Here is an 18,830-nt window from a genome sequence, read left to right on the forward strand (position 1 = left end):
ATGACGGATGACTCGGCGAAGGAGCGGATCCTCTGCGCGGCTGAAGCGCTCTTCGCCGAGTCCGGCTTCGACGCCACCCCGACGTCCCGCATCGCGGAGCGCGCCGGGGTGCCGAAGGGTCTGGTCCACTACTACTTCCGCCGCAAGTCCGACCTGCTGGCTGCGCTGGTCGCCCGGCTGCCCGACGAGAACATCGAGCCCGCCGCCGTGGTGGTGCCCGGTGACCTCGCCGGGTCGCTGCGGCGGCTCGTCTCGGAGCTCGACCGCCGCTTCATCGGCTCGCTCGGCCTTTCCCACGTGCTCTGGCGCGAAGCCGACACCCACTACGTGGTGCGGGACGCGCTCGGAGAACGCTTCCAGCACCTCGTGCGCCTGGTCCGCTCGGTGATCGTGGGCGCCACGGGCGGGCGCCTCGCCGTCGCCGACCTCGACAGCGCCTCCGGCCTGCTCGCCCGCGCCGTGAGCCACCGCCACGCCACGGCCCGCCACTCCGGCGACGACCGCCCCGCCGAGTTCGACGGCGAACTCACCTTCCTGGCCAACGCGCTGTCGGCCAAGGCCCGGGAGCCCAAGCGCTGAGAGTGCGAGAGCCCTAGCGCGCGGCGGGCTCCACCAGCTCCACGAGCACGCCGCCGGCGTCCTTGGGGTGCACGAAGTTCACGCGGCTGTCGGAGGTGCCGCGCTTGGCCTCGTCGTACAGCAGTCGCAGGCCCTGCTCGCGCAGCGCGGCCGCGGCGGCGTCCACATCGGACACCCGGAAGGCGAGCTGCTGCAGGCCGGGCCCGTTGCGGCCGAGGAACTTCGCGATCGTCGAGTCGTCGCGCAGCGGCGCGAGGAGCTGGATCATCGTCTCGGTGCCCGCGGTGCCGGGCGCGCGCAGCATCGCTTCGCGGACCCCCTGCTCCTCGTTCACTTCCTCGTGCGCGACCTCCAGGCCGAAGTGCTCCTTGTGGAACGCGATCGCTTCGTCGAGGTCGGGTACCGCGATCCCGACGTGGTCGATCGCGGTCACGAACGGGGTGAGCACGGCTTGGATGGACTCAGTGTTCATGGGGGCAGGATAAAGGCCACCACCCTGGTGAAGCCCCCTGAAAACCTACGTGCGCCCCCTCACACTGGCTCCATCAAGAAGCCGCGGGCCCGGGTACAGTCATGAGACTGTAGGTGTTCAGAATTCTTGGGAGGACGACGTGTCCGGTTCCGTGATCCTGGGTGCGGCCCGTACCCCCATCGGGCGGCTGCTCGGCTCGCTGAAGGACTTCACCGGGGCGCAGCTCGGCGGCATCGCGATCAAAGCGGCGCTGGAGCAGGCCGGGGTTTCGCCGTCCGAGGTCGAGTACACGATCATGGGCCAGGTCCTCACCGCGGGCGCCGGCCAGATCCCCGCCCGCCAGGCCGCCGTGGCCGCGGGCATCCCGATGGACGTCCCGGCGCTCACGATCAACAAGGTGTGCCTCTCGGGCCTCGACGCCATCGCGCTCGCCGACCAGCTCATCCGCGCCGGCGAGTTCGACCTGGTCGTGGCCGGCGGCCAGGAGTCGATGACGCAGGCGCCGCACCTGCTGCCGAAGTCCCGCGGCGGCTTCAAGTACGGCGACGTGACGATGCTCGACCACATGGCCCACGACGGCCTGTTCTGCGCCTTCGACCAGGTCGCCATGGGTGCCTCGACGGAGAAGCACAACGCGCGCTACGGCATCACGCGCGAGCAGCAGGACGAGTTCTCCGCGCGCTCCCACCAGCGCGCCGCGGCCGCCATCGAGGCCGGCTTCTTCCGCGAGGAGATCGCGCCCGTCACCATCCCGCAGCGCAAGGGCGACCCGATCGTCTTCTCCACCGACGAGGGCGTCCGCGCCGACACCACCGTCGACGGCCTCGCCAAGCTGCGCCCCGCCTTCGCCTCCGACGGCACCATCACCGCCGGCTCGTCGTCGCAGATCTCCGACGGCGCCGCGGCCGTGATTGTCGCCAGCCCCGAGAAGGCCGCCCAGCTGGGCCTCACGCCGCTGGCCGAGATCGGCGCCCACGGCGTCGTCGCCGGCCCGGACGCGTCGCTGCACGAGCAGCCGTCCAACGCCATCCGCAAGGCTCTCGCGAAGGCCAAGCTCGACGTCGGCGACCTCGACCTGGTCGAGATCAACGAGGCGTTCGCCGCGGTCGGCGTGGTGGCCAGTGAGAAGCTCGGCCTGGACCCGTCGAAGGTCAACGTCAACGGCGGCGCCATCGCCCTGGGCCACCCGATTGGCGCCTCGGGCGCCCGGCTGGCGGTGCACCTGATCCATGAGCTGCGCCGCCGCGGCGGCGGCCTCGGCGCCGCAGCCCTGTGCGGCGGCGGCGGCCAGGGCGACGCACTGCTGCTGCGGGTTCCGGCGGCGAAGTAGTTCTTGGTTCGGCGAAAGGCCGGGCAGCCCGTTGCGGCTGCCCGGCCTTCGTCGTTCACCCGGGTCAGGCGTGCTGTGCCGCTTCGAACAACGGCTTCGTCACCGCGGTGCTGAACTGCGGCCCCACCAGGTACCGCGTGCACCCCGAATCGCGTTCGCACGGCTTGCCCGCGGCGTCGAAGAAGCCCGCTTCGGTGTTGTCGCCGACGACCGTGCCGAAGCCGGTCTTCGGGTTGAAGTCGCGCAGGCGCGGGCCGCCGCTGGAGCCGCCGCCCATCACGCACGCCGTGCCCCACTGGTTCGGCGAGTCGGGGAAGTCCGGGGTGCCCGGCCACTCGCGCGTCGGGCCCGTGCAGAACGCCAGGCGCGCGCCCGTGTATTCGGGCAGGCCTTCGCGCGCGGGATCGGACGCGGCGCGCGGGTAGCCGAACTGGTAGACCTCGGCGCTGCCCGGCCGGTCGAAGCCGATCTTCTGCGCCGCGCCCACCTTGTCCTGCACGGAAACGCCGTACGCACCGCGGTTGAGGACCACGAAAGCCTGGTCGAAGGTGTCGAACCTCTGCGCGTCGATCTGGTCGTTCGCGAGCCACGTGCTGTCCGCGACGCCGAAGCGGGCGACGAACTTCCCGTACGGCGCCTGCCCGTCGTGGTAGCCCGGGACGAACATCGAGTGCGCGTTCCACTGGTTGTCCTCGCCGAGGAGGTCGGTGTCGTTCACGCAGTGCCCGGCCGTGACGACGGTGCTGCGGTTCGCGCTGTCGACCACGGTGGCCGTGCAGCTGGAATCTTCACCGTGGTCGGTGAAGAAGAGCCGGCCGACCGTCTTGGACACCGCGTTGCCGGTGGTCCACGGCGCGCCGTCCGGGCCGCCCGTCGGCGGGTTGTCCGACGACGGCTGAGTGAGCGCGTTCATCCGTTCGGGGGTCCAGTAGTCGAGCACGGCCTGCTGGTCGGCCGCGGACACGGCCAGGGGCTGCACGACCGGCCCGGTCGCGGCCGACGCGACCGCGGGCAGCGCGGCCGCCACCGCGGCGGCGGCCACGACGCTGAGGAAGAGGCGAGTGATCATGACCGGGGACGCTAGGGAACAGTTGTCAGGAGCCGGTCAGCGTTTCGTGAGCGCCCGACTTTCGCGGGGCGCCGAATGGTCCGGACCGTTCGTATACTGCCCTTCTCACTGGGAGGGATACCGCATGAAGAGGCTCCTCGTCACCACACTGGCCATCGGTGCGCTGTGCGCCGCGTTCACCCCGGCGGCGCAAGCGACGCAAGCCGCTGCGCCCACCACCACCCACGGCGCCTGCCAGTACACCGAAACGCCGGACGAGCCCGCCGCCCGTCCCGTGCCCCTGCCGCCCGACCCGCGGCACACTCCCGACCGCGGCAAGGTCGACGTCCCCGTGATCACCAACCAGGGCCTGCTGCCGCTGAAACTCGACCGCGCCGAGGCCCCGTGCACGGTGCAGAGCTTCCTGCACCTGGCCCGCCACGGCTTCTTCAACAACACGACCTGCCACCGCCTCACCGCCTACCCGACACTGCAGGTCCTGCAGTGCGGCGACCCGACGGCCACCGGCGAAGGCGGCCCGGGCTACAGCTTCCGCGACGAACTGCCCACCGACCTGCCGCCCTCGACCACCAACCCGTCGGGTCCGGGCCGGATCTACTCCCGCGGCCTGGTCGCCATGGCCAACGCCGGCCCGAACACCAACGGCAGCCAGTTCTTCCTCGTCTACGGCGACTCCACCCTGCGGCCCGACTACACCGTGTTCGGCACCGTCGGCCCGCTCGGCCTGCGCACCCTCGACCGCGTCGCCGCCGGCGGCATCGAGCCGAACGAGGACGGCACCGCGGTCGACGGAACGCCGGTGCGCAAGACCGACCTGGAGCTGGTGCTGCCGCTCGGGTTGTAGGACCCCCAGTACAAAGCGGGCCGGGACTGGACAGTCCCGGCCCGCTTTGTACTGCATGAAACTCAGTGCTGCACAGCCTTCTCCGCACCCACACCCGTGAGGGCACGGACCTCCATCTCCGCGTACTTCTTCTTGTTGCGTTCCTTCGACAACACCGTCCCGAGCCAGCCGAGCAGGAAGGCGGCCGGGATGGACACCAGACCCGGATTGTCGAGCGGGAACCAGTGGAAGTCCACGCCCTGGAGCATCGACGGGCTCTTGCCCGTCTTCGCGTCGATCGGCTTGCCGGACACCGCCGGCGAGAAGACGATCAGCACGATCGAGATGATCAGGCCGCCGTAGATGCTCCACAGTGCACCCTGCGTGTTGAACCGCTTCCAGAACAGCGAGTACAGGATCGTCGGCAGGTTGGCCGAGGCCGCGACGGCGAAGGCAAGCGCCACGAGGAACGCCACGTTCTGCCCGTTGGCCAGGATGCCACCGGCGATCGCGACAGCCCCGATCACGACGGCGGTGATCCGGGCGACGCGTACCTCCGAACCGGGCTGCGGCTTGCCTTTCTTCACCACGCTCGCGTACACGTCGTGGGCGAAGGAAGCCGACGCGGTGATCGTCAGGCCCGCGACCACAGCGAGGATCGTCGCGAACGCGATCGCCGAGACCAGGCCCAGCAGCACCGGGCCACCGAGGTTCAGGGCCAGCAGCGGCGCCGCCGAGTTCACGCCGCCGGGTGCGGCCTTGATGTCGTCGGGCCCGACCAGCGCGCCGGCGCCGTAGCCCAGCACCAGCGTGAACAGGTAGAACACGCCGATCAGCACGATCGCCCAGACCACCGAACGGCGGGCGTCACGGGCCGTGGGCACGGTGTAGAAGCGCATCAGCACGTGGGGCAGGCCGGCCGTGCCGAGCACCAGCGCGATGCCGAGCGAGAAGAAGTCCAGTTTGGACGTTCCCGTGGCGCCGTACTGCTTGCCCGGCCCGAGCAGCGTCTCGCCGGCCGCGCCCGCCTTGTCGACGGCTCCCTGCAGCAGCGACGAGAAGTTGAAGCCGTACTTGGCGAGCACCCACAGCGTCATCACGAGCGCGCCGATGATGAGCAGCGCCGCCTTGATGATCTGCACCCACGTGGTGCCCTTCATGCCGCCGATGAGCACGTAGGCGATCATGATCACGCCGACGATCGCGATGACCACCGACTGCGCGGTCTTGCCCTCGATGCCCAGCAGCAGGGCGACCAGGCCACCCGCGCCCGTCATCTGCGCCAGCAGGTAGAAGAACGACACGATCAGCGTCGAGATCGCCGCCGCGGCGCGCACCGGGCGCTGCTTCATGCGGAACGCCAGCACGTCGCCCATCGTGAACCGACCGGTGTTGCGCAGCAGTTCCGCGACCAGCAGCAGCGCGACCAGCCAGGCCACGAGGAAGCCGATCGAGTAGAGGAACCCGTCGTAGCCGTAGATCGCGATGGCGCCCGCGATGCCGAGGAACGAAGCGGCCGACAGGTAGTCACCGCTGATCGCGATGCCGTTCTGCGGGCCGGAGAACGCGCGTCCGGCGGCGTAGTAGTCGGACGCCGTCTTGGTGTTGCGGCTCGCACGGAACACGATCACGAGCGTGATCGCCACGAACACCGCGAAGATGATGATGTTCAGCGTCGGGTTGCTGCCCTCGACGCCTGCCGCGAGGGTCTTCATTCGGACTCCTTCGTGACCGGGTTCTCGATGTCTTCGCGGATCCGCTCGGACAGCGGGTCGAGGCGCCGGTTGGCGTAGCGCACGTACAGCCACGTGATGAGGAACGTCGACACGAACTGCAGCAGGCCGAACAGCAGGCCCACCGTGAAGTTGCCGGCGATCTTCGTGCTCATGAAGCCGTGGGCGTAGTCCGCCAGCAGCACGTACAGCAGGTACCAGATGAGGAACAGCGCGGTCATCGGGAAGACGAAGCTGCGCAAGCGGTGGCGTAGCTGCCTGAACTCAGCGCTCTCCTGGACTTGCTCCCAGGTGTCCGGCGGGCTGTCGGACACGCCGGAGTCGGTGGGACTCATGGTCACTCCCTCGCGACGCTGCGAATTGTGGTCCGCGCCACACTAGGGAGCCCCGGCGCCGGCGAGGAAGTGTCAGCGGTTCAAACGCCGGGCGACACGACGAACGGTCGACGAGCGGTACACGGGTGCGGACGAATGGGGCGGCTCCGGGCCGGGCGCTCGCTCGTCGAGGTGCAGGCGGAGCATCGCGGCGCCGGCCCAGGACGGCGGGCGGCCGCGCAGGGAGACGGCCACCATGACGCCGAACGCGAGTGGTACCGACCAGGGTGCCGGTTGTGACACCAAGATCGCCACCCAGCCGTCGAGCCGCGGCCCGGCCAGGGCGAACAGGATCGAGCCGGACGACGCGACGAGCCCCGTGACCACGCCGCTGATCGCGCCCGCGGCCGTGAGGCGCGGCCACCAGATGCCGAGCACGAGCAGCGGGCAGAACGTGGACGCGGCCACGGTGAAGCCCCACGTCACGAGCACCCCGGCGTCGAGCTGCGCCGACGGCAGCGCCAGCACCACCATCGCCGCGGCGGCGAACACCACGGTCACGCGCAGCCGGCGCAGGCCACCGGGCATGAGGTCGTAGGCGATGGCGCCCGACATCACCAGCAGCAGGCCCAGCGACGTCGCCAGGAACGCCGCGAACGCGCCCGCGGTGAGCAGCGCCGTGAACAGTTCACCGGCCCAGCCGGTGTCCACTTGAGCCGGCAGCGCGACGACGACCGTGTCCGTGTCGCCGGAGAGGTAGATCTCGGGCACCAGCACGCGGCCGAGCACGCCGTAGACGCCGGGGAACAGGTAGAACACGCCGAGCAGCGCCACGGTGATCGCCGCGGTCCGGCGGGCGGCGCGGCCGTCGGGACTGGTGTGGAAGCGCATCAGGATGTGGGGCAGGCCCATGGTCCCGAGCATCGTCGCGATGAGCACGGCCCACGTGCCGAGCAACGGGTAACCCTTGTCGAGGTCCAGCAGCGGCCGCTGCCAGTCGGGGCCGCCGAGCGCGGCGCCGTCGCTGACGTCGGGCACGGGCGCGTTGGTGGCGAAGACCAGGCGCTCTCCACTGTGGACGGTCAGTTGGCCCGGCGGGAGCGTGCTCGGCCCGGTCGCGGTGACGATGGTGGTGGGCTCGCGCAGGACCACGGTCACGTCGTGCTCGAAGTCCACCGGCGTCTCGTGCGTGAAGCGGGTGAACTCGACGGGCGTGAGCGCGGCGTCGCGGTCGGCGTCGCTCACGTGCACCACGAGCCACAGCGCGGGCACGAGGAACAGCAGCAGCTTCAGGAAGAACTGGAACGCCTGCACGTACGTCGCCGCGCGCATGCCGCCCAGCGCGAGCGTGACGCTCACGGCTGTGCCCGCGATGACCACCCCGACCCAGTACGGCGTGCCGCCCACGGCCGTGAGCACCAGCCCGGCCGTGCGGAACTGCGGTACGACGTAGATTGTGCCGATCACCAGCACCACGACCGCCGCGATCCTGCGCAGCGCCGGCGAGGCCAGGCGCGCTTCGGCGAAGTCCGGCACCGTCAGCGCCCCGGACCGCCGCATCGGCGCGGCGACGAGCACGAGCATCGCGATGTACCCCGCCGTGAACCCGACGGGGTACCACAGCGCGCCGACCCCGTCCTTCACCACGAGCCCCGCCACCCCGAGGAACGACGCGGCCGACAGGTACTCCCCGGACACCGCAGCGGAGTTCACGAACGGCGAGATCCGCCGCGACGCCACCAGGAAGTCCGACGTCGTGCGCATCGCGGCCACCCCGCGCACGCCGATGAGCAGCGTGATGAGCACGACGGGCGTCACCGCCAGCGCGAGGTCCATCTACCGCTCCTCGGCCTTCTCCGCGCGCCGCAGCTGCCAGCGCGCCAGCACGGCCATCACGGGGTAGGGGAGCAGTGCGATCATCAGCCAGGACAACGGAATGCCCCACAGCCGCACCGCGTCCAGCCCCGGTGCGACGGCGAACACCACGGGCAGCCCGAGCACGAGCACGAACATGGCGACCAGCGCGGGAATGCCGCGTCTGCGTTGCGCCCGGTAGAGGACGGCGGCGCGTTCGGCGTCGGACGCCCTCAGCCGCGGCATCCGCCACCGCCCGCGCGCCTGCCTGCGGGAGCGGGCGAGGCGCGTCTGCGGGCTCGTCACGGCGACCCGCCGGACCCGGCTCACGGCGTCTCCACCCAGACGGCGCTCACCAAGACGACCCCAGCTGCCCCTGCTGCGCCGCCTCCAGCAACCGGTCTCGCAGCTCCCGCGCGTGGCGACGGCTCACCGGCACGTCGCCGACGGGCGTGTGCGCCAGCAACCCACCGGTGGTGTCGCTGCGCAGCTCCAGCACGGCCGACACCGACAGCAGGTAACCGCGGTGCACGCGCGTGAAACCGGTGCCTTCCCAGTACTCCTCGAGCCGCGAGATCGGCATGCGCACGAGGTGCACCCCACCGCGGGTGTGGAGGCGGACGTAGTCGCCGTGGGCCTCCACGAACAACACGTCGTCGCGGCGGACGTACCGCGTGCGGCCGCCCGCGTCGACCGGGAGGGCGGCCATCGCGTCGGGTGCCGCGCGCTGGGCCTCCGAAGGCGCCATGCGCACGACCTTCGCCAGCGCCGCCGCCAGCCGTTCCGTCCGCACCGGCTTGAGCAGGTAGTCCACGGCACCGATGCCGTACGCCGCGACCGCGTGGCCGTCGTGCGCGGTCACGAACACGATCACCGGCGGCTCCGACAGGCGAGCCAGCAGCGTCGCCAGCTCCAGCCCGTCGAGGCCCGGCATGGAGATGTCGAGGAACACCGCGTCGAAGTGGTCCGCCTGCAACAGCTTCAGCGCCCGCAGCGCGTCACCCGCGCCGACGACCTCGCCGACCTCTGGTGCCTCGCGCAGCATCCGGCACAGCTCGTCCAGCGCCGGCGCCAGGTCGTCGACGGCCAGAACCCGCAGCCCGCTCACGGCAGCACCCCCGGCTGGAACCGCGGCACCCGCACGACCACACGCGTACCGGCACCCACTTCCGTCTCCACGGTCAGCCCGTACCAGGCGCCGTAGACGTTGCGCAGTCGTCTGTCCACATTGGCCAGTCCGAGGCCGCTGCCCTCGGCGACCCGGCCGGCGAGGATGTCGGCGGCCAGCTTCGGGTCCATGCCGACCCCGTCGTCCTCCACGCTGATCACGCAGTCGTTCCCTTCCGCCTGCCCGTGGACCTGCACGAGCCCGGTGGTCGCGCGCGGCTCGATGCCGTGGCGGATGGCGTTCTCCACGAGCGGCTCCAGCACCAGGTACGGCACGGCCACCGCCAGTACCTCCGGCGCCACGCGCACCTGCACCTTGAGCCGTTCGCCCAGCACCGCGCGCTGCAGCGCCAGGTAGGTCTCCACCGCGCGGAACTCCTCGGCCACCACGGTGTACTCGCCGTGGCGCGCCAGGCTGTAGCGCGTGTAGTCGGCGAAGTCGAGCATGAGGTCCCGCGCCCGGTCGGGCTCCGAGCGCACCAGCGACGCGATCACGGTCAGCGCGTTGTACACGAAGTGCGGCGACATCTCCGCCCGCAACGCCCGCAGCTCGGCCTGCGCCGCCTGGTCCGCCGACGCCTCGAGCCGGCCGCGTTCCAGGGCCTGCACCACCACGTCGGCCGCCTGCCGGACCACCTCCGAACCCGACGCGCCCACCACGAGCAACGCGCCCGCCAGCTCGTCGTGGACGTGCAGCGGCACCGCCGCGACTCCGTCGACGGACGCGGGCTCCTCGCTGTGCAGCACCTCGTCGAGCACGTGGGCCACGGTGGCGTCCGGCCCCGGCCGGCCCGACCACAGCAGCGAGCCCGAGAGGTCCGTGAGCCCCAGCCCGGCCACGCCGAACAGCCGCCGCAGCCCGTGGGCCGCGCGCCGTGCGTGGGTGCCGGCCAGCCCGTCGATGAGGTCGTCGGTGATCTTGCGCGCCGCGGCCAGCACCGGTATCGGGTCGGCGCGCGCGGCGGAACGCCACGGCAGCCGGACACCCTCGGTCATCGTCGGCCTCCCCTCGGCGACAAAAGTCTGGGGGAGTAGATCCTAGCCCCGAACGCGGCGAAGGGGACTTTCCGCGCGGGAAAGTCCCCTTCGCCGAATCTGGGATGCTCAGCAGCTCTGCGTGGAGAAGTTCTGCGGGTTCGCGGCCAGGTCGTCCTCGGTGGTGGAGTGCGGCCGCGCGGTGAGGGTCCGCGTCACGGGCTCGCCCTCCAGCGCCGCCACGGCCTCCTGCGCGCCTGGGCGCCGATCGCGGCCGGGTCCTGGGCGACGAGGGCCCGGTACCCGCCTTTCTCCAGACCGTCCACTTCGGACGCGAGCTGCTCTTCGGAGCCGTCGAGCGCGATCCTGCCGGACTTCCACCGAGCCGTGGTGCTTCGTGAGGTCCACCGCCTCCGGCAGGATCGCGCTCCTGGGCCTACCTCTTCTCGGGTGCGGGCGGGCGGCAGCGGATCGCGGTCAGCGAGCCCGACGCCTCGACCTGCCCGGCGTCGAACGGCACCACGTAGGTCTCGCCCTTGGTGACGGAGAACTCGCCGCCGTGTTCCGTGCGCAGCGTGCCGGTGCCGTCGAGCACCACGAGCACGGAGAACGACGGGTCGAACGCCAGGGAGCCGCCGCTGAGCTGCACGCGGTCGGCGCGGAAGAACTCGTCGGAACCCGCGGCCAGCAGGTCGACGGACGTGGCCTTGTCCTCGGCGGTGTGCTTGACGATCGTGGTGAGCCGCTCGGCGTCCCAGCCGGACGTGTCGAGCGTTTCGATCGCGGTGTCGAAGCCGATGCCGAGGTGGCCCTTCTCCGGCGATGCGAGGAAGTCACGCCACTCCAGCGTGAGCGAGAAGTCGGTGGGCTGCTGCAGCTCCACCACGAACACGCCCTCGCCGATCGCGTGCGGCAGCCCGGCCGGGATGTACACGGTGTCGCCGGCCTGCACCGGCACGCTGTTGAGCGCGCCCAGCATACTCGGGGCGTCCTGCTCCCGCGTCCACTCGGCGACGGTCGCCTTGCTCACCGTCTCCTTGAACCCCGGGTACACGCGCGGGTCGTCGCCGTAGGTGCCCACCACGATCCACGCCTCGGTCTTGCCGAAGTGCGAGTCGAAATGCTTCTCCGCAAAGGAGTCGCTCGGGTGGAAGTGCACGGGCAGCCGCTGGCCCGCGTCGAGCAGCTTCACCAGCAGGCCGGTGGAGTCGCCGAGCTTGGCCACGTGCGCGGCACCCAGCCACGCCTCGGCGTTTTCGCGCACGGCGTCGCGCAGCCAGACACCGCTGGGGAGCTTCGTCAGGCCGTTGGTGTCCTGGCCGAACATCGTGGTGACGGAGCCGACCCAGTCTTCCGGGCCGAACTTCGAGTCCGTACCGGTGGCACCGCGCAGCGCGGCGATCGCGTCGCCACCGCGGTAGAACTGCGGCGGCTGGTTGGCCGGGAGCCGGATCGGTTCGAGGTGCGTGCTCACGGGGTGACCTCACCGGAACCACGGGCGACAAGATGCACGGGCAGGACTACCTTTCTGGGTGCGGACTGATCCCCCTGGATCCGCGCGAACAGCAGCTCTGCCGCCGCGTGCCCCAGGGCGCTGACGTCGTGGGCGACCACCGTCACGGGCGGGTCCAGCAGGTCCGCCAGCTCGAAGTCGTCGAAGCTCACCATGGCCGGCCGGTGCTCGGCGTGGGCCAGGGCGCGCAGCAGGTGCACGGCCACGCGGTTGTTGCCCGCGATCACCGCCGTCGCGGCCGACGGACCGGACAGCAGCGTCGCCACGGCGTGCGCGATCGTCTCGGGCGTGGGTGTGCGCATCACCACGAGACTCTCGTCGTAGGAGACGCCGTTGCGCACGCAGCCTTCGCGGAAGCCGCGCAGCCGCTCGGCCGCGGTGAAGATGTCGGGGCTGTCACCGAGGAACGCGATCCGGCGGTGCCCGTGCCGCACCAGGTGCGTGACCGCGTCGATGGTGCCGCCGAGGTTGTCGACGAGCACGGTGTCGGCCACGATGTCGCCGGCCGGGCGGTCGAGGAACACCACCGGCGTGCCCGCGCGCATCTCCGGCACGAGGTAGCCGTGCTGCATGCCCGCCGGGACCACGAGGATCCCGTCGACCCGGCGCGCGCAGAACTCCAGCGCCAGCTCGCGTTCGCGGTCGGAGTTCTCCTCCGACGAGCCGGTGAGCACGTGGCGGCCGAACGACGTGGCGATGCGCTCCACCGCGCGGTTGAGCTCGGAGTAGAACGGGTTGCCGACGTCTTCGACGATGAGGCCGATCGTGCCCGTGGTCGAGCCGCGGCGCAGGTTGCGCGCGCCGAGGTTGCGGCGGAACCCGAGCTGCTCGATGGCGGCCACCACGCGCTCGGCGGTGTCGGGGTGCACCGCGGGCTCGTCGTTGACCACCCGGGACACGGTCTTGATGCTGACGCCGGCCAGCCGGGCCACATCGCTCATCGTGGCCCGTCGGCTCGCCGGGCGGGGAAGCCCGTCCGCTTCCCGGCCATGAGGAGACAACGTTGTCATAGTGGCGCAGATTGCACACCAAAGGCCGGGTCGCTGTCAATGCCCGCTTCGCGCCGAATGGGATTCAGCCTGCGAAAGTTGTGGGGCAGATGGCTGATCACGGTGTCCTGAACCAGACAGGTTCCCACGCCTGCCTTGACGTTTTCGTGAGGGATTGCCCAAGGTTGCCCGCATCGACGGTGTGCGCGACAAGGTTGTCATCCCACTCCTCCGCGGCCCTGACGGCCGTGTCGCGCCGACGACTGGAGAGGCGATGGCGATGGCGCGAGCGCGCTGGAGAGCCGGACTGATCTTCCTGACCACGGCGGTGGTGGCGGCGGTCGCGCCGGCCACGGCAGCCGAGGCGGCGAAAGCACCGGCCACCGATTTCGCGAAGTGGGTGAACCCCTTCGTCGGAACTCGGCCCGGTGGTGAGGACCTCGGCACCGGTGGTGGTGCCGGCAACACGTTCCCGGGCGCGGTGGCGCCGTTCGGGATGGTGCAGTGGAGCCCGGACACGGTGAAGTCGCAGCCGGGCGGCTACTTCTACGACGACAACGCCCTCACGGGCTTCAGCCTCACGCACCTCTCGGGTGCCGGCTGCTCGACCTACGAGGACATCCCCTTCATCCCGTACGTCGGCGAGGTCAGCACCTCGCCCGCGACGGACCCGGGCCACTACACGTCGAAGTTCAGCCACGACAACGAGCACGCCACCGCGGGCGAGTACGACGTCACCCTCGACAGCGGCGCGAAGGTCGAGCTGAGCGCGACGCAGCGCACCGGCTCCGCGCGCCTGACCTACCCCGCCGGCGCGTCCTCGACGCTGCTGGTCAACACGTCCGGCTCGGTCAACGGCACCGACGACGCGTCGATCACCATCGGCAAGGACACCATCAGCGGCTGGGCGACCAGCGGCCGCTTCTGCGGCGCGCAGAACACCTACCGCGTGTACTTCTCGGCCAAGTTCGACACCCCGTTTGCCTCGATCGGCACGTGGAAGAACGGCGCGGTGACGCCCGGCAAGACGTCGGAGACCGGTGGGGCCCGCGCGAAGGTGGCGCAGCCGAACGGCGTGAACGCCGCGATCGCGCGCCCGGCCAAGGCCAAGACGCAGGACACCACCGTGAGCGGCCCCGGCAGCGGCGGCTACGTGACCTTCGCGAACCTCAACGGCGCGCAGGTCAATGTGCAGGTCGGCCTGTCGTTCGTGTCCGTGGACGGCGCGAAGGCGAACCTGAAGGCCGAGAACAACGGCAAGAAGTCCTTCGACCAGATCGCGGCCGGCACGCGCAAGGCGTGGAACGACCAGCTCGGCAAGGTCGCCGTCAGCGGCGGCTCCGACGCCGACCTGACCACGTTCTACACCTCGCTGTACCACTCGCTGATCCAGCCGAACGTGTTCTCCGATGTGGACGGTTCCTACCCCGGCTTCGACGGCCGGATCCACAAGGCGGACAAGGGCCACGCCATGTACACCAACTTCTCCGGCTGGGACATCTACCGCTCGGAGATCCCGCTGCTGGCCACGATCGACCCGGCCCAGACGTCGGACATCGTGCGCTCGATGATGGCCTACGCCGAGCAGGGCGGCTCGTGGGACCGCTGGACCGTGGCCAACGACTACACCGGCGTGATGAACGGCGACCCGTACCACATCATCGTCTCCAGCGCGTACGCCTTCGGCGCGCGTGACTTCGACGCCCAGAAGGCGTTGCTGCTGATGATCAAGGGCGCCACGCAGCCGACCCAGGGCTACACCGAGCGGCCCGGCCTCGCCGACTACCTGCGCCTCGGCTACGTGCCCGGCGCCGGCGCGGACACCCTCGAGTACACCAGCGCCGACTTCGCCATCGCGCAGTTCGCGAAGCGCCTCGGCGACAGCGCCACCTACACCACGTTCATGAAGCGCGCGCAGAACTGGCAGAACCTGTACAACCCGGGGACCGGCCACCTGCAGCCGCGCAACGCCGACGGCTCGTTCGCCGGCACGTACGACCCGGCCAGCTCGCAGGGCTGGGTCGAGGGCAACGGCGCGCAGTACGAGTGGATGGTGCCCTACGACCTCGGCGGCGTCGTCTCCGCGTTCGGCGGCGACACGGCGACCCAGTCGCGGCTCGACACCTTCTTCACGAAGCTGAACGCGGGCACGCAGGAGCCGTACGCCTTCATGGGCAACGAGCCGAACTCCAACGCGCCCTACGCCTACTCGTACGCGGGTGCCCCGGCCAAGACCCAGGCCATCGTGCACCGGTCGATGGACGAGCTCTACAACCCGCGTCCCGAGGGCCTGATCGGCAACGACGACCTCGGCCAGATGTCGGCCTGGTACGTGTGGTCCGCGCTGGGCGTCTACCCGGAGATCCCGGGCCGCGCAGAGGTGCTGCTGTCCACGCCGCGCTTCGAGCACGCCGTGCTCACGACCGGCGCGGGCAAGAAGATCACGATCAACGCGCCGGGCACCGGTGACTACGTCGGCTCGTTGAAGGTCAACGGCGGCGCGGCCGCGAAGGCGTGGCTGCCCGAGGCCCTGATCTCGACCGGCGGCACGCTCGACTTCACCCGCTCCGCCACGGCCACCCAGTGGGGCGCCGCGGCGGCCGACGCCCCGCCGTCGTTCCGCGAGCAGGAGAAGCCGAGCCTCGCGTTCGCCAACCCGGCCCGCGTGGTGACCCCGGCGGGCTCGACCGCGACGGCGAGCGTCGGCGTGCAGGACCTGTCCGGCACCGCGAAGACGTGGACCTACACCGCGGGCAGCGCCGACGGCATCACGCTGTCTCCGGCGTCGGGCTCGGTCGCCGTGCCCGCGAACGGCAAGGCGCAGGCCACGGTCACCGTCACCGTCCCCGCGGGCACCGCCGACGGCGCCCGCCGCATCCCGGTGACGTTCTCCGCGCCGGGGCTGGCGAGCACCGAGGCCGTGCTCACGGTGCTCGTGGCGCAGCCGGGCAGCTGGCTGGCCACAGTGGACAACGCCGGCATCTCGCCCGACTCCGACTCGACGAAGGCCAACTTCGACGGCGGTGGCTGGAGCTACTCGGCCGACGCGCTGGCGGCGGCCGGCGCCAAGCCGGGCGGCACGGTGACGAGCGACGGGCTGAACTTCACCTGGCCCTCGTTCCCGGCGGGCGACCCCGACAACGTCGTGGCCAACGGCCAGAAGGTGACCGTGACCGGCTCGGGCCGGCTCGCGCTGCTCGGCGCCGGCTCCAACGGCAACGCGCAGGGCACGCTCACTGTCACCTACACCGACGGCACCACGTCCACCGCCACGGTCGGCGTGTCCGACTGGACGCTGGGCGGCGGGGCCGCGCAACCGTCGTTCGGCAACCGGATCGTGCTGTCCACGCCGTACCGCAACGCTTCGGGCACCGACCCGCAGCAGATTCGCACGCTGGTGTTCGGCACCGCGCCGATCACCCTCGACGTCGGTAAGACGGTGGCGAGCGTGACGTTGCCGTCGAACGTCAGCGGTGGCGCGATGCACATCTTCGCGATCGCCGTCGGCTGATCTTCGCCCGTCCGTGATCCGTGGAGGGCTCCTCACCCGAGGAGCCCTCCACGGACCCGTTTCCTTCAGGGGAGTTCGATGAGGAGCAGAACACTGGCGGGCGCGGTCGCGCTCGCCGTCGCGGCGGCCGGCCTCACGCCGGTGACCGCCTCGGCCAGGCCGGCCGACGCGCTGGAGTCCGTGAACACGTTCATCGGCACGCAGGACGAGGGCAACACGTTCCCCGGCGCTTCGGCGCCGTTCGGCATGGTGCAGGTCTCGCCGTCCACCACGCACTACGCCGGCTACCTCTACACCGACACCGCGATCCGCGGCTTCGGCCACTTCTACCTGTCCGGCGCGGGCTGCTGGGAACAGGGCGGCCTCGTGCAGACCCTGCCCACCACGGGCGACGTCGGCCCGGGCGCGGCCTTCGACACGACCAAGCCCGCCACGTTCGACAACGCCAACTACGCCGCGCCCTACACCCACGACGGCGAGGTCGGGAAACCCGGCTACTACAAGGTGCACCTCACGGGCTACGGCGGCGTCGACGTGGAGACCACGGCCTCGACCCGCAGCGGCGTCGAGCGCTACACCTTCGACAAGTCCGGTCCTGCCAACGTGTTCGTGAACGTCGGGCAGGCCAACGCCAAGGAGCCCGTGACCGGCAGCAGCGTGCGGATCGTCGACGACCACACGATCTCCGGCACCGTCGAGTCGCAGGCCTTCTGCGGCGGCAAGGCCTACACGACGTACTTCACCACCAAGTTCGACAAGCCGTTCTCCAGTTACGGCACCTGGTCGCCGACGGGTGGCACGCCCGGCAGCAAGTCCTCGGACGGCGGCGCGGGCCTGCGCGGCGCGTGGCTGACCTTCCCGAAGGGCGACCAGATCACGGCCACCACGTCGATCTCCCAGGTGGACGCCCACGGCGCCGACGTGAACCTCGCCGCCTCGCGGGTGCGCCCGTTCGACGCAGTGAAGGCCGACGCACAGCGCACGTGGCGCCAGGAACTGTCCAGTGTGGACATCACTGGCGGCACGCCCGACGAGCGCACCGTGTTCTACACGTCGCTCTACCACGCGTTCCTGCAGCCGCTCACCGCGAACGACGCCGACGGCCGCTACTACGGCTTCGACAAGAAGATCCACCGCGCGATCGGCTGGACCTACTACGACTTCTTCTCGCTGTGGGACACCTACCGCAGCCAGAACCAGCTGCTCGCGCTGCTCAAGCCCGACCGGGCGCGCGACATCGCGAAGAGCATCCTCGCGATCCACGAGGAGGGCGGCTGGCTGCCGCGGTGGGCGTACGCGAGCCAGGAGACGAACACGATGACCGGCGACCCGGTCACGCCGTTCCTGGTCGACCTGTGGCGCTTCGGCGCGCTGAAGGGCGACGAAGTCGAGGCGTACGAGGCGCTGCTGCAGAACTCGCAGCAGATCCCACCGGCGTCCTCGCCGTTCCAGGGCCGCTCCGGCAACGCGAGCTACCAGGCCGACGGGTTCGTGCAGTACGACCCGAACTTCCCGAAGAAGGGCCAGGACACCGACCCGAACCACGGCGCTTCGGCCACGCTCGAGTACGCGCTCGGCGACTGCTCGCTGTCGGTCATGGCCGCGGCGCTGGGCAAGAAGCAGGACGCGGCCGCGCTGGCCGCGAAGGGGCGCACCTACCAGACGCTGTGGGACCCGACCGTGACCGACCGCGGCTTCACCGGCTTCTTCCGCCCGAAGGTCACCGGTGGCGACTGGTTCACCCCGGCGGGCCAGCCGTACAGCCCGCAGAGCCAGGACGGCTTCCACGAGGGCACCGCCTGGCAGTACCAGTGGCTCGTGCAGCAGGACGTGCCCGGCCTGATGAAGGAGATGGGCGGCGCCGACAACACCCACCAGCGCCTCGACGACTTCTTCGCCTACGACGACCTCGTGAAGGACCCGGCGAAGACCGTCCGGGAGGAGTGGGTCGTGGGGCCGTACTCCTACTACAACCAGTTCCGCTACAACCCCAACAACGAGCCCGACCTGCACTCGCCGTGGATGTACACGCTCACCGGCCAGCCGTGGAAGACCTCCGCGGTGGTGCGCGCGGCCCACACGCTGTTCACGAACGCCCCGAACGGCGTCACGGGCAACGACGACCTCGGCACCATGTCGGCGTGGTACGTCTTCAGCGCGCTCGGCCTCTACCCGGCCGTGCCCGGTACCGGGAACTTCGTGCTGAACGCGCCGCAGTTCGCCAAATCGGTGCTGCACCTGCAGAACGGGCGTTCGGTGACGATCAAGGCGCCGGGCGCGGACGGGGCGAAGCTCCAGTACGTCCGCAACCTGAAGGTGGGCGACGGGCGGCAGGCGCGGCCGTCCGACAAGTCGTACGTGAGTGTCGAGCAGTTGCGGGGCGGGACCACGCTGGACTTCACGCTGACCGCCGACGCCACGCAGGCCACGTGGGCAACATCACCTTCGTCGGCGCCGCCGTCACCTTGTGCCGGTTAGTGCCCGATTGAGGACTGTCCGTG

The 18,830-nt window shown here is 70.7% G+C and carries 15 protein-coding genes; 5 read left to right on the forward strand and 10 right to left on the reverse strand.

Features of this window, described 5'->3' with window-relative positions; translation table 11 throughout:
• Complete coding sequence (locus tag AB0K15_RS26325; protein WP_364055660.1) at positions 1–579, forward strand: TetR/AcrR family transcriptional regulator; 579 nt, start codon at positions 1–3, stop codon at positions 577–579.
• A gap of 13 nt (positions 580–592) precedes the next feature.
• On the opposite strand, the gene mce is transcribed toward AB0K15_RS26325, so the two are convergent.
• Positions 593–1,051, reverse strand: coding sequence for a methylmalonyl-CoA epimerase (gene mce / locus AB0K15_RS26330; RefSeq protein WP_364055663.1), 459 nt, complete (start codon positions 1,049–1,051; stop codon positions 593–595).
• Positions 1,052–1,190: 139 nt separating this feature from the next.
• Between mce and AB0K15_RS26335 the strand changes: the two genes are divergently transcribed.
• Entirely contained in the window at positions 1,191–2,381 is a 1,191-nt protein-coding gene (locus AB0K15_RS26335) for an acetyl-CoA C-acetyltransferase (protein WP_364055666.1), read from the forward strand.
• 64 nt (positions 2,382–2,445) lie between these two features.
• On the opposite strand, the gene AB0K15_RS26340 is transcribed toward AB0K15_RS26335, so the two are convergent.
• Positions 2,446–3,450 (reverse strand): hypothetical protein, encoded by a 1,005-nt coding sequence (locus tag AB0K15_RS26340; protein WP_364055669.1) that lies wholly within the window; start codon positions 3,448–3,450, stop codon positions 2,446–2,448.
• A 124-nt stretch (positions 3,451–3,574) separates the two neighbouring features.
• Here AB0K15_RS26340 and AB0K15_RS26345 point away from each other — a divergent pair, with 124 nt between their 5' ends.
• Positions 3,575–4,294 carry a peptidylprolyl isomerase gene (locus tag AB0K15_RS26345; RefSeq protein ID WP_364055672.1) on the forward strand — a complete coding sequence of 240 codons (720 nt, stop codon included), beginning with the start codon at positions 3,575–3,577 and terminating at the stop codon, positions 4,292–4,294.
• Positions 4,295–4,356: 62 nt separating this feature from the next.
• On the opposite strand, the gene AB0K15_RS26350 is transcribed toward AB0K15_RS26345, so the two are convergent.
• From AB0K15_RS26350 to AB0K15_RS26385, 8 genes are all read right to left on the reverse strand, one after another.
• Entirely contained in the window at positions 4,357–5,988 is a 1,632-nt protein-coding gene (locus AB0K15_RS26350) for a cation acetate symporter (RefSeq protein ID WP_364055675.1), read from the reverse strand.
• Entirely contained in the window at positions 5,985–6,341 is a 357-nt protein-coding gene (locus AB0K15_RS26355) for a DUF485 domain-containing protein (protein ID WP_364055678.1), read from the reverse strand. The genes AB0K15_RS26350 and AB0K15_RS26355 overlap by 4 nt, the downstream gene beginning before the upstream one ends.
• Positions 6,342–6,413: 72 nt before the next feature.
• Positions 6,414–8,156: a cation acetate symporter gene (locus AB0K15_RS26360; RefSeq protein ID WP_364055681.1), complete on the reverse strand. Its 1,743-nt coding sequence runs from the start codon at positions 8,154–8,156 to the stop codon at positions 6,414–6,416.
• On the reverse strand, positions 8,157–8,504 hold the full coding sequence (locus AB0K15_RS26365) for a hypothetical protein (protein ID WP_364055684.1): 348 nt from the start codon (positions 8,502–8,504) through the stop codon (positions 8,157–8,159). It lies immediately after the preceding gene.
• A 22-nt stretch (positions 8,505–8,526) separates the two neighbouring features.
• Positions 8,527–9,282: a LytTR family DNA-binding domain-containing protein gene (locus AB0K15_RS26370; RefSeq protein ID WP_364055687.1), complete on the reverse strand. Its 756-nt coding sequence runs from the start codon at positions 9,280–9,282 to the stop codon at positions 8,527–8,529.
• Positions 9,279–10,337 carry a histidine kinase gene (locus AB0K15_RS26375; protein WP_364055690.1) on the reverse strand — a complete coding sequence of 353 codons (1,059 nt, stop codon included), beginning with the start codon at positions 10,335–10,337 and terminating at the stop codon, positions 9,279–9,281. Before AB0K15_RS26375 ends, AB0K15_RS26370 begins: the two co-directional genes overlap by 4 nt.
• A gap of 415 nt (positions 10,338–10,752) precedes the next feature.
• On the reverse strand, positions 10,753–11,790 hold the full coding sequence (locus AB0K15_RS26380) for a class I mannose-6-phosphate isomerase (RefSeq protein ID WP_364055693.1): 1,038 nt from the start codon (positions 11,788–11,790) through the stop codon (positions 10,753–10,755).
• Positions 11,787–12,770 carry a LacI family DNA-binding transcriptional regulator gene (locus tag AB0K15_RS26385; protein ID WP_364055696.1) on the reverse strand — a complete coding sequence of 328 codons (984 nt, stop codon included), beginning with the start codon at positions 12,768–12,770 and terminating at the stop codon, positions 11,787–11,789. The genes AB0K15_RS26380 and AB0K15_RS26385 overlap by 4 nt, the downstream gene beginning before the upstream one ends.
• 322 nt (positions 12,771–13,092) lie before the next feature.
• Between AB0K15_RS26385 and AB0K15_RS26390 the strand changes: the two genes are divergently transcribed.
• Together AB0K15_RS26390 and AB0K15_RS26395 are read left to right on the forward strand one after the other, a co-directional pair.
• On the forward strand, positions 13,093–16,329 hold the full coding sequence (locus tag AB0K15_RS26390; RefSeq protein WP_364055699.1) for a GH92 family glycosyl hydrolase: 3,237 nt from the start codon (positions 13,093–13,095) through the stop codon (positions 16,327–16,329).
• Between the two features lie 78 nt (positions 16,330–16,407).
• Positions 16,408–18,807, forward strand: a complete 2,400-nt coding sequence (locus AB0K15_RS26395; RefSeq protein WP_364055702.1) for a GH92 family glycosyl hydrolase — start codon at positions 16,408–16,410, stop codon at positions 18,805–18,807.
• The last annotated feature ends 23 nt before the right edge of the window (positions 18,808–18,830 follow it).

Source organism: Amycolatopsis sp. NPDC049253, from assembly GCF_040678995.1.
Lineage (GTDB): Bacteria > Actinomycetota > Actinomycetes > Mycobacteriales > Pseudonocardiaceae > Amycolatopsis.

Coding starts and splice junctions, on each gene's coding strand:
- AB0K15_RS26325 (WP_364055660.1), top strand. CDS start 1: ATGACGGATGACTCGGCGAAGGAGCGGATCCTCTGCGCGGCTGAAGCG.
- mce (WP_364055663.1), bottom strand. CDS start 1,051: ATGAACACTGAGTCCATCCAAGCCGTGCTCACCCCGTTCGTGACCGCG.
- AB0K15_RS26340 (WP_364055669.1), bottom strand. CDS start 3,450: ATGATCACTCGCCTCTTCCTCAGCGTCGTGGCCGCCGCCGCGGTGGCG.
- AB0K15_RS26345 (WP_364055672.1), top strand. CDS start 3,575: ATGAAGAGGCTCCTCGTCACCACACTGGCCATCGGTGCGCTGTGCGCC.
- AB0K15_RS26350 (WP_364055675.1), bottom strand. CDS start 5,988: ATGAAGACCCTCGCGGCAGGCGTCGAGGGCAGCAACCCGACGCTGAAC.
- AB0K15_RS26355 (WP_364055678.1), bottom strand. CDS start 6,341: ATGAGTCCCACCGACTCCGGCGTGTCCGACAGCCCGCCGGACACCTGG.
- AB0K15_RS26360 (WP_364055681.1), bottom strand. CDS start 8,156: ATGGACCTCGCGCTGGCGGTGACGCCCGTCGTGCTCATCACGCTGCTC.
- AB0K15_RS26375 (WP_364055690.1), bottom strand. CDS start 10,337: ATGACCGAGGGTGTCCGGCTGCCGTGGCGTTCCGCCGCGCGCGCCGAC.
- AB0K15_RS26385 (WP_364055696.1), bottom strand. CDS start 12,770: ATGAGCGATGTGGCCCGGCTGGCCGGCGTCAGCATCAAGACCGTGTCC.
- AB0K15_RS26390 (WP_364055699.1), top strand. CDS start 13,093: ATGGCGATGGCGCGAGCGCGCTGGAGAGCCGGACTGATCTTCCTGACC.
- AB0K15_RS26395 (WP_364055702.1), top strand. CDS start 16,408: ATGAGGAGCAGAACACTGGCGGGCGCGGTCGCGCTCGCCGTCGCGGCG.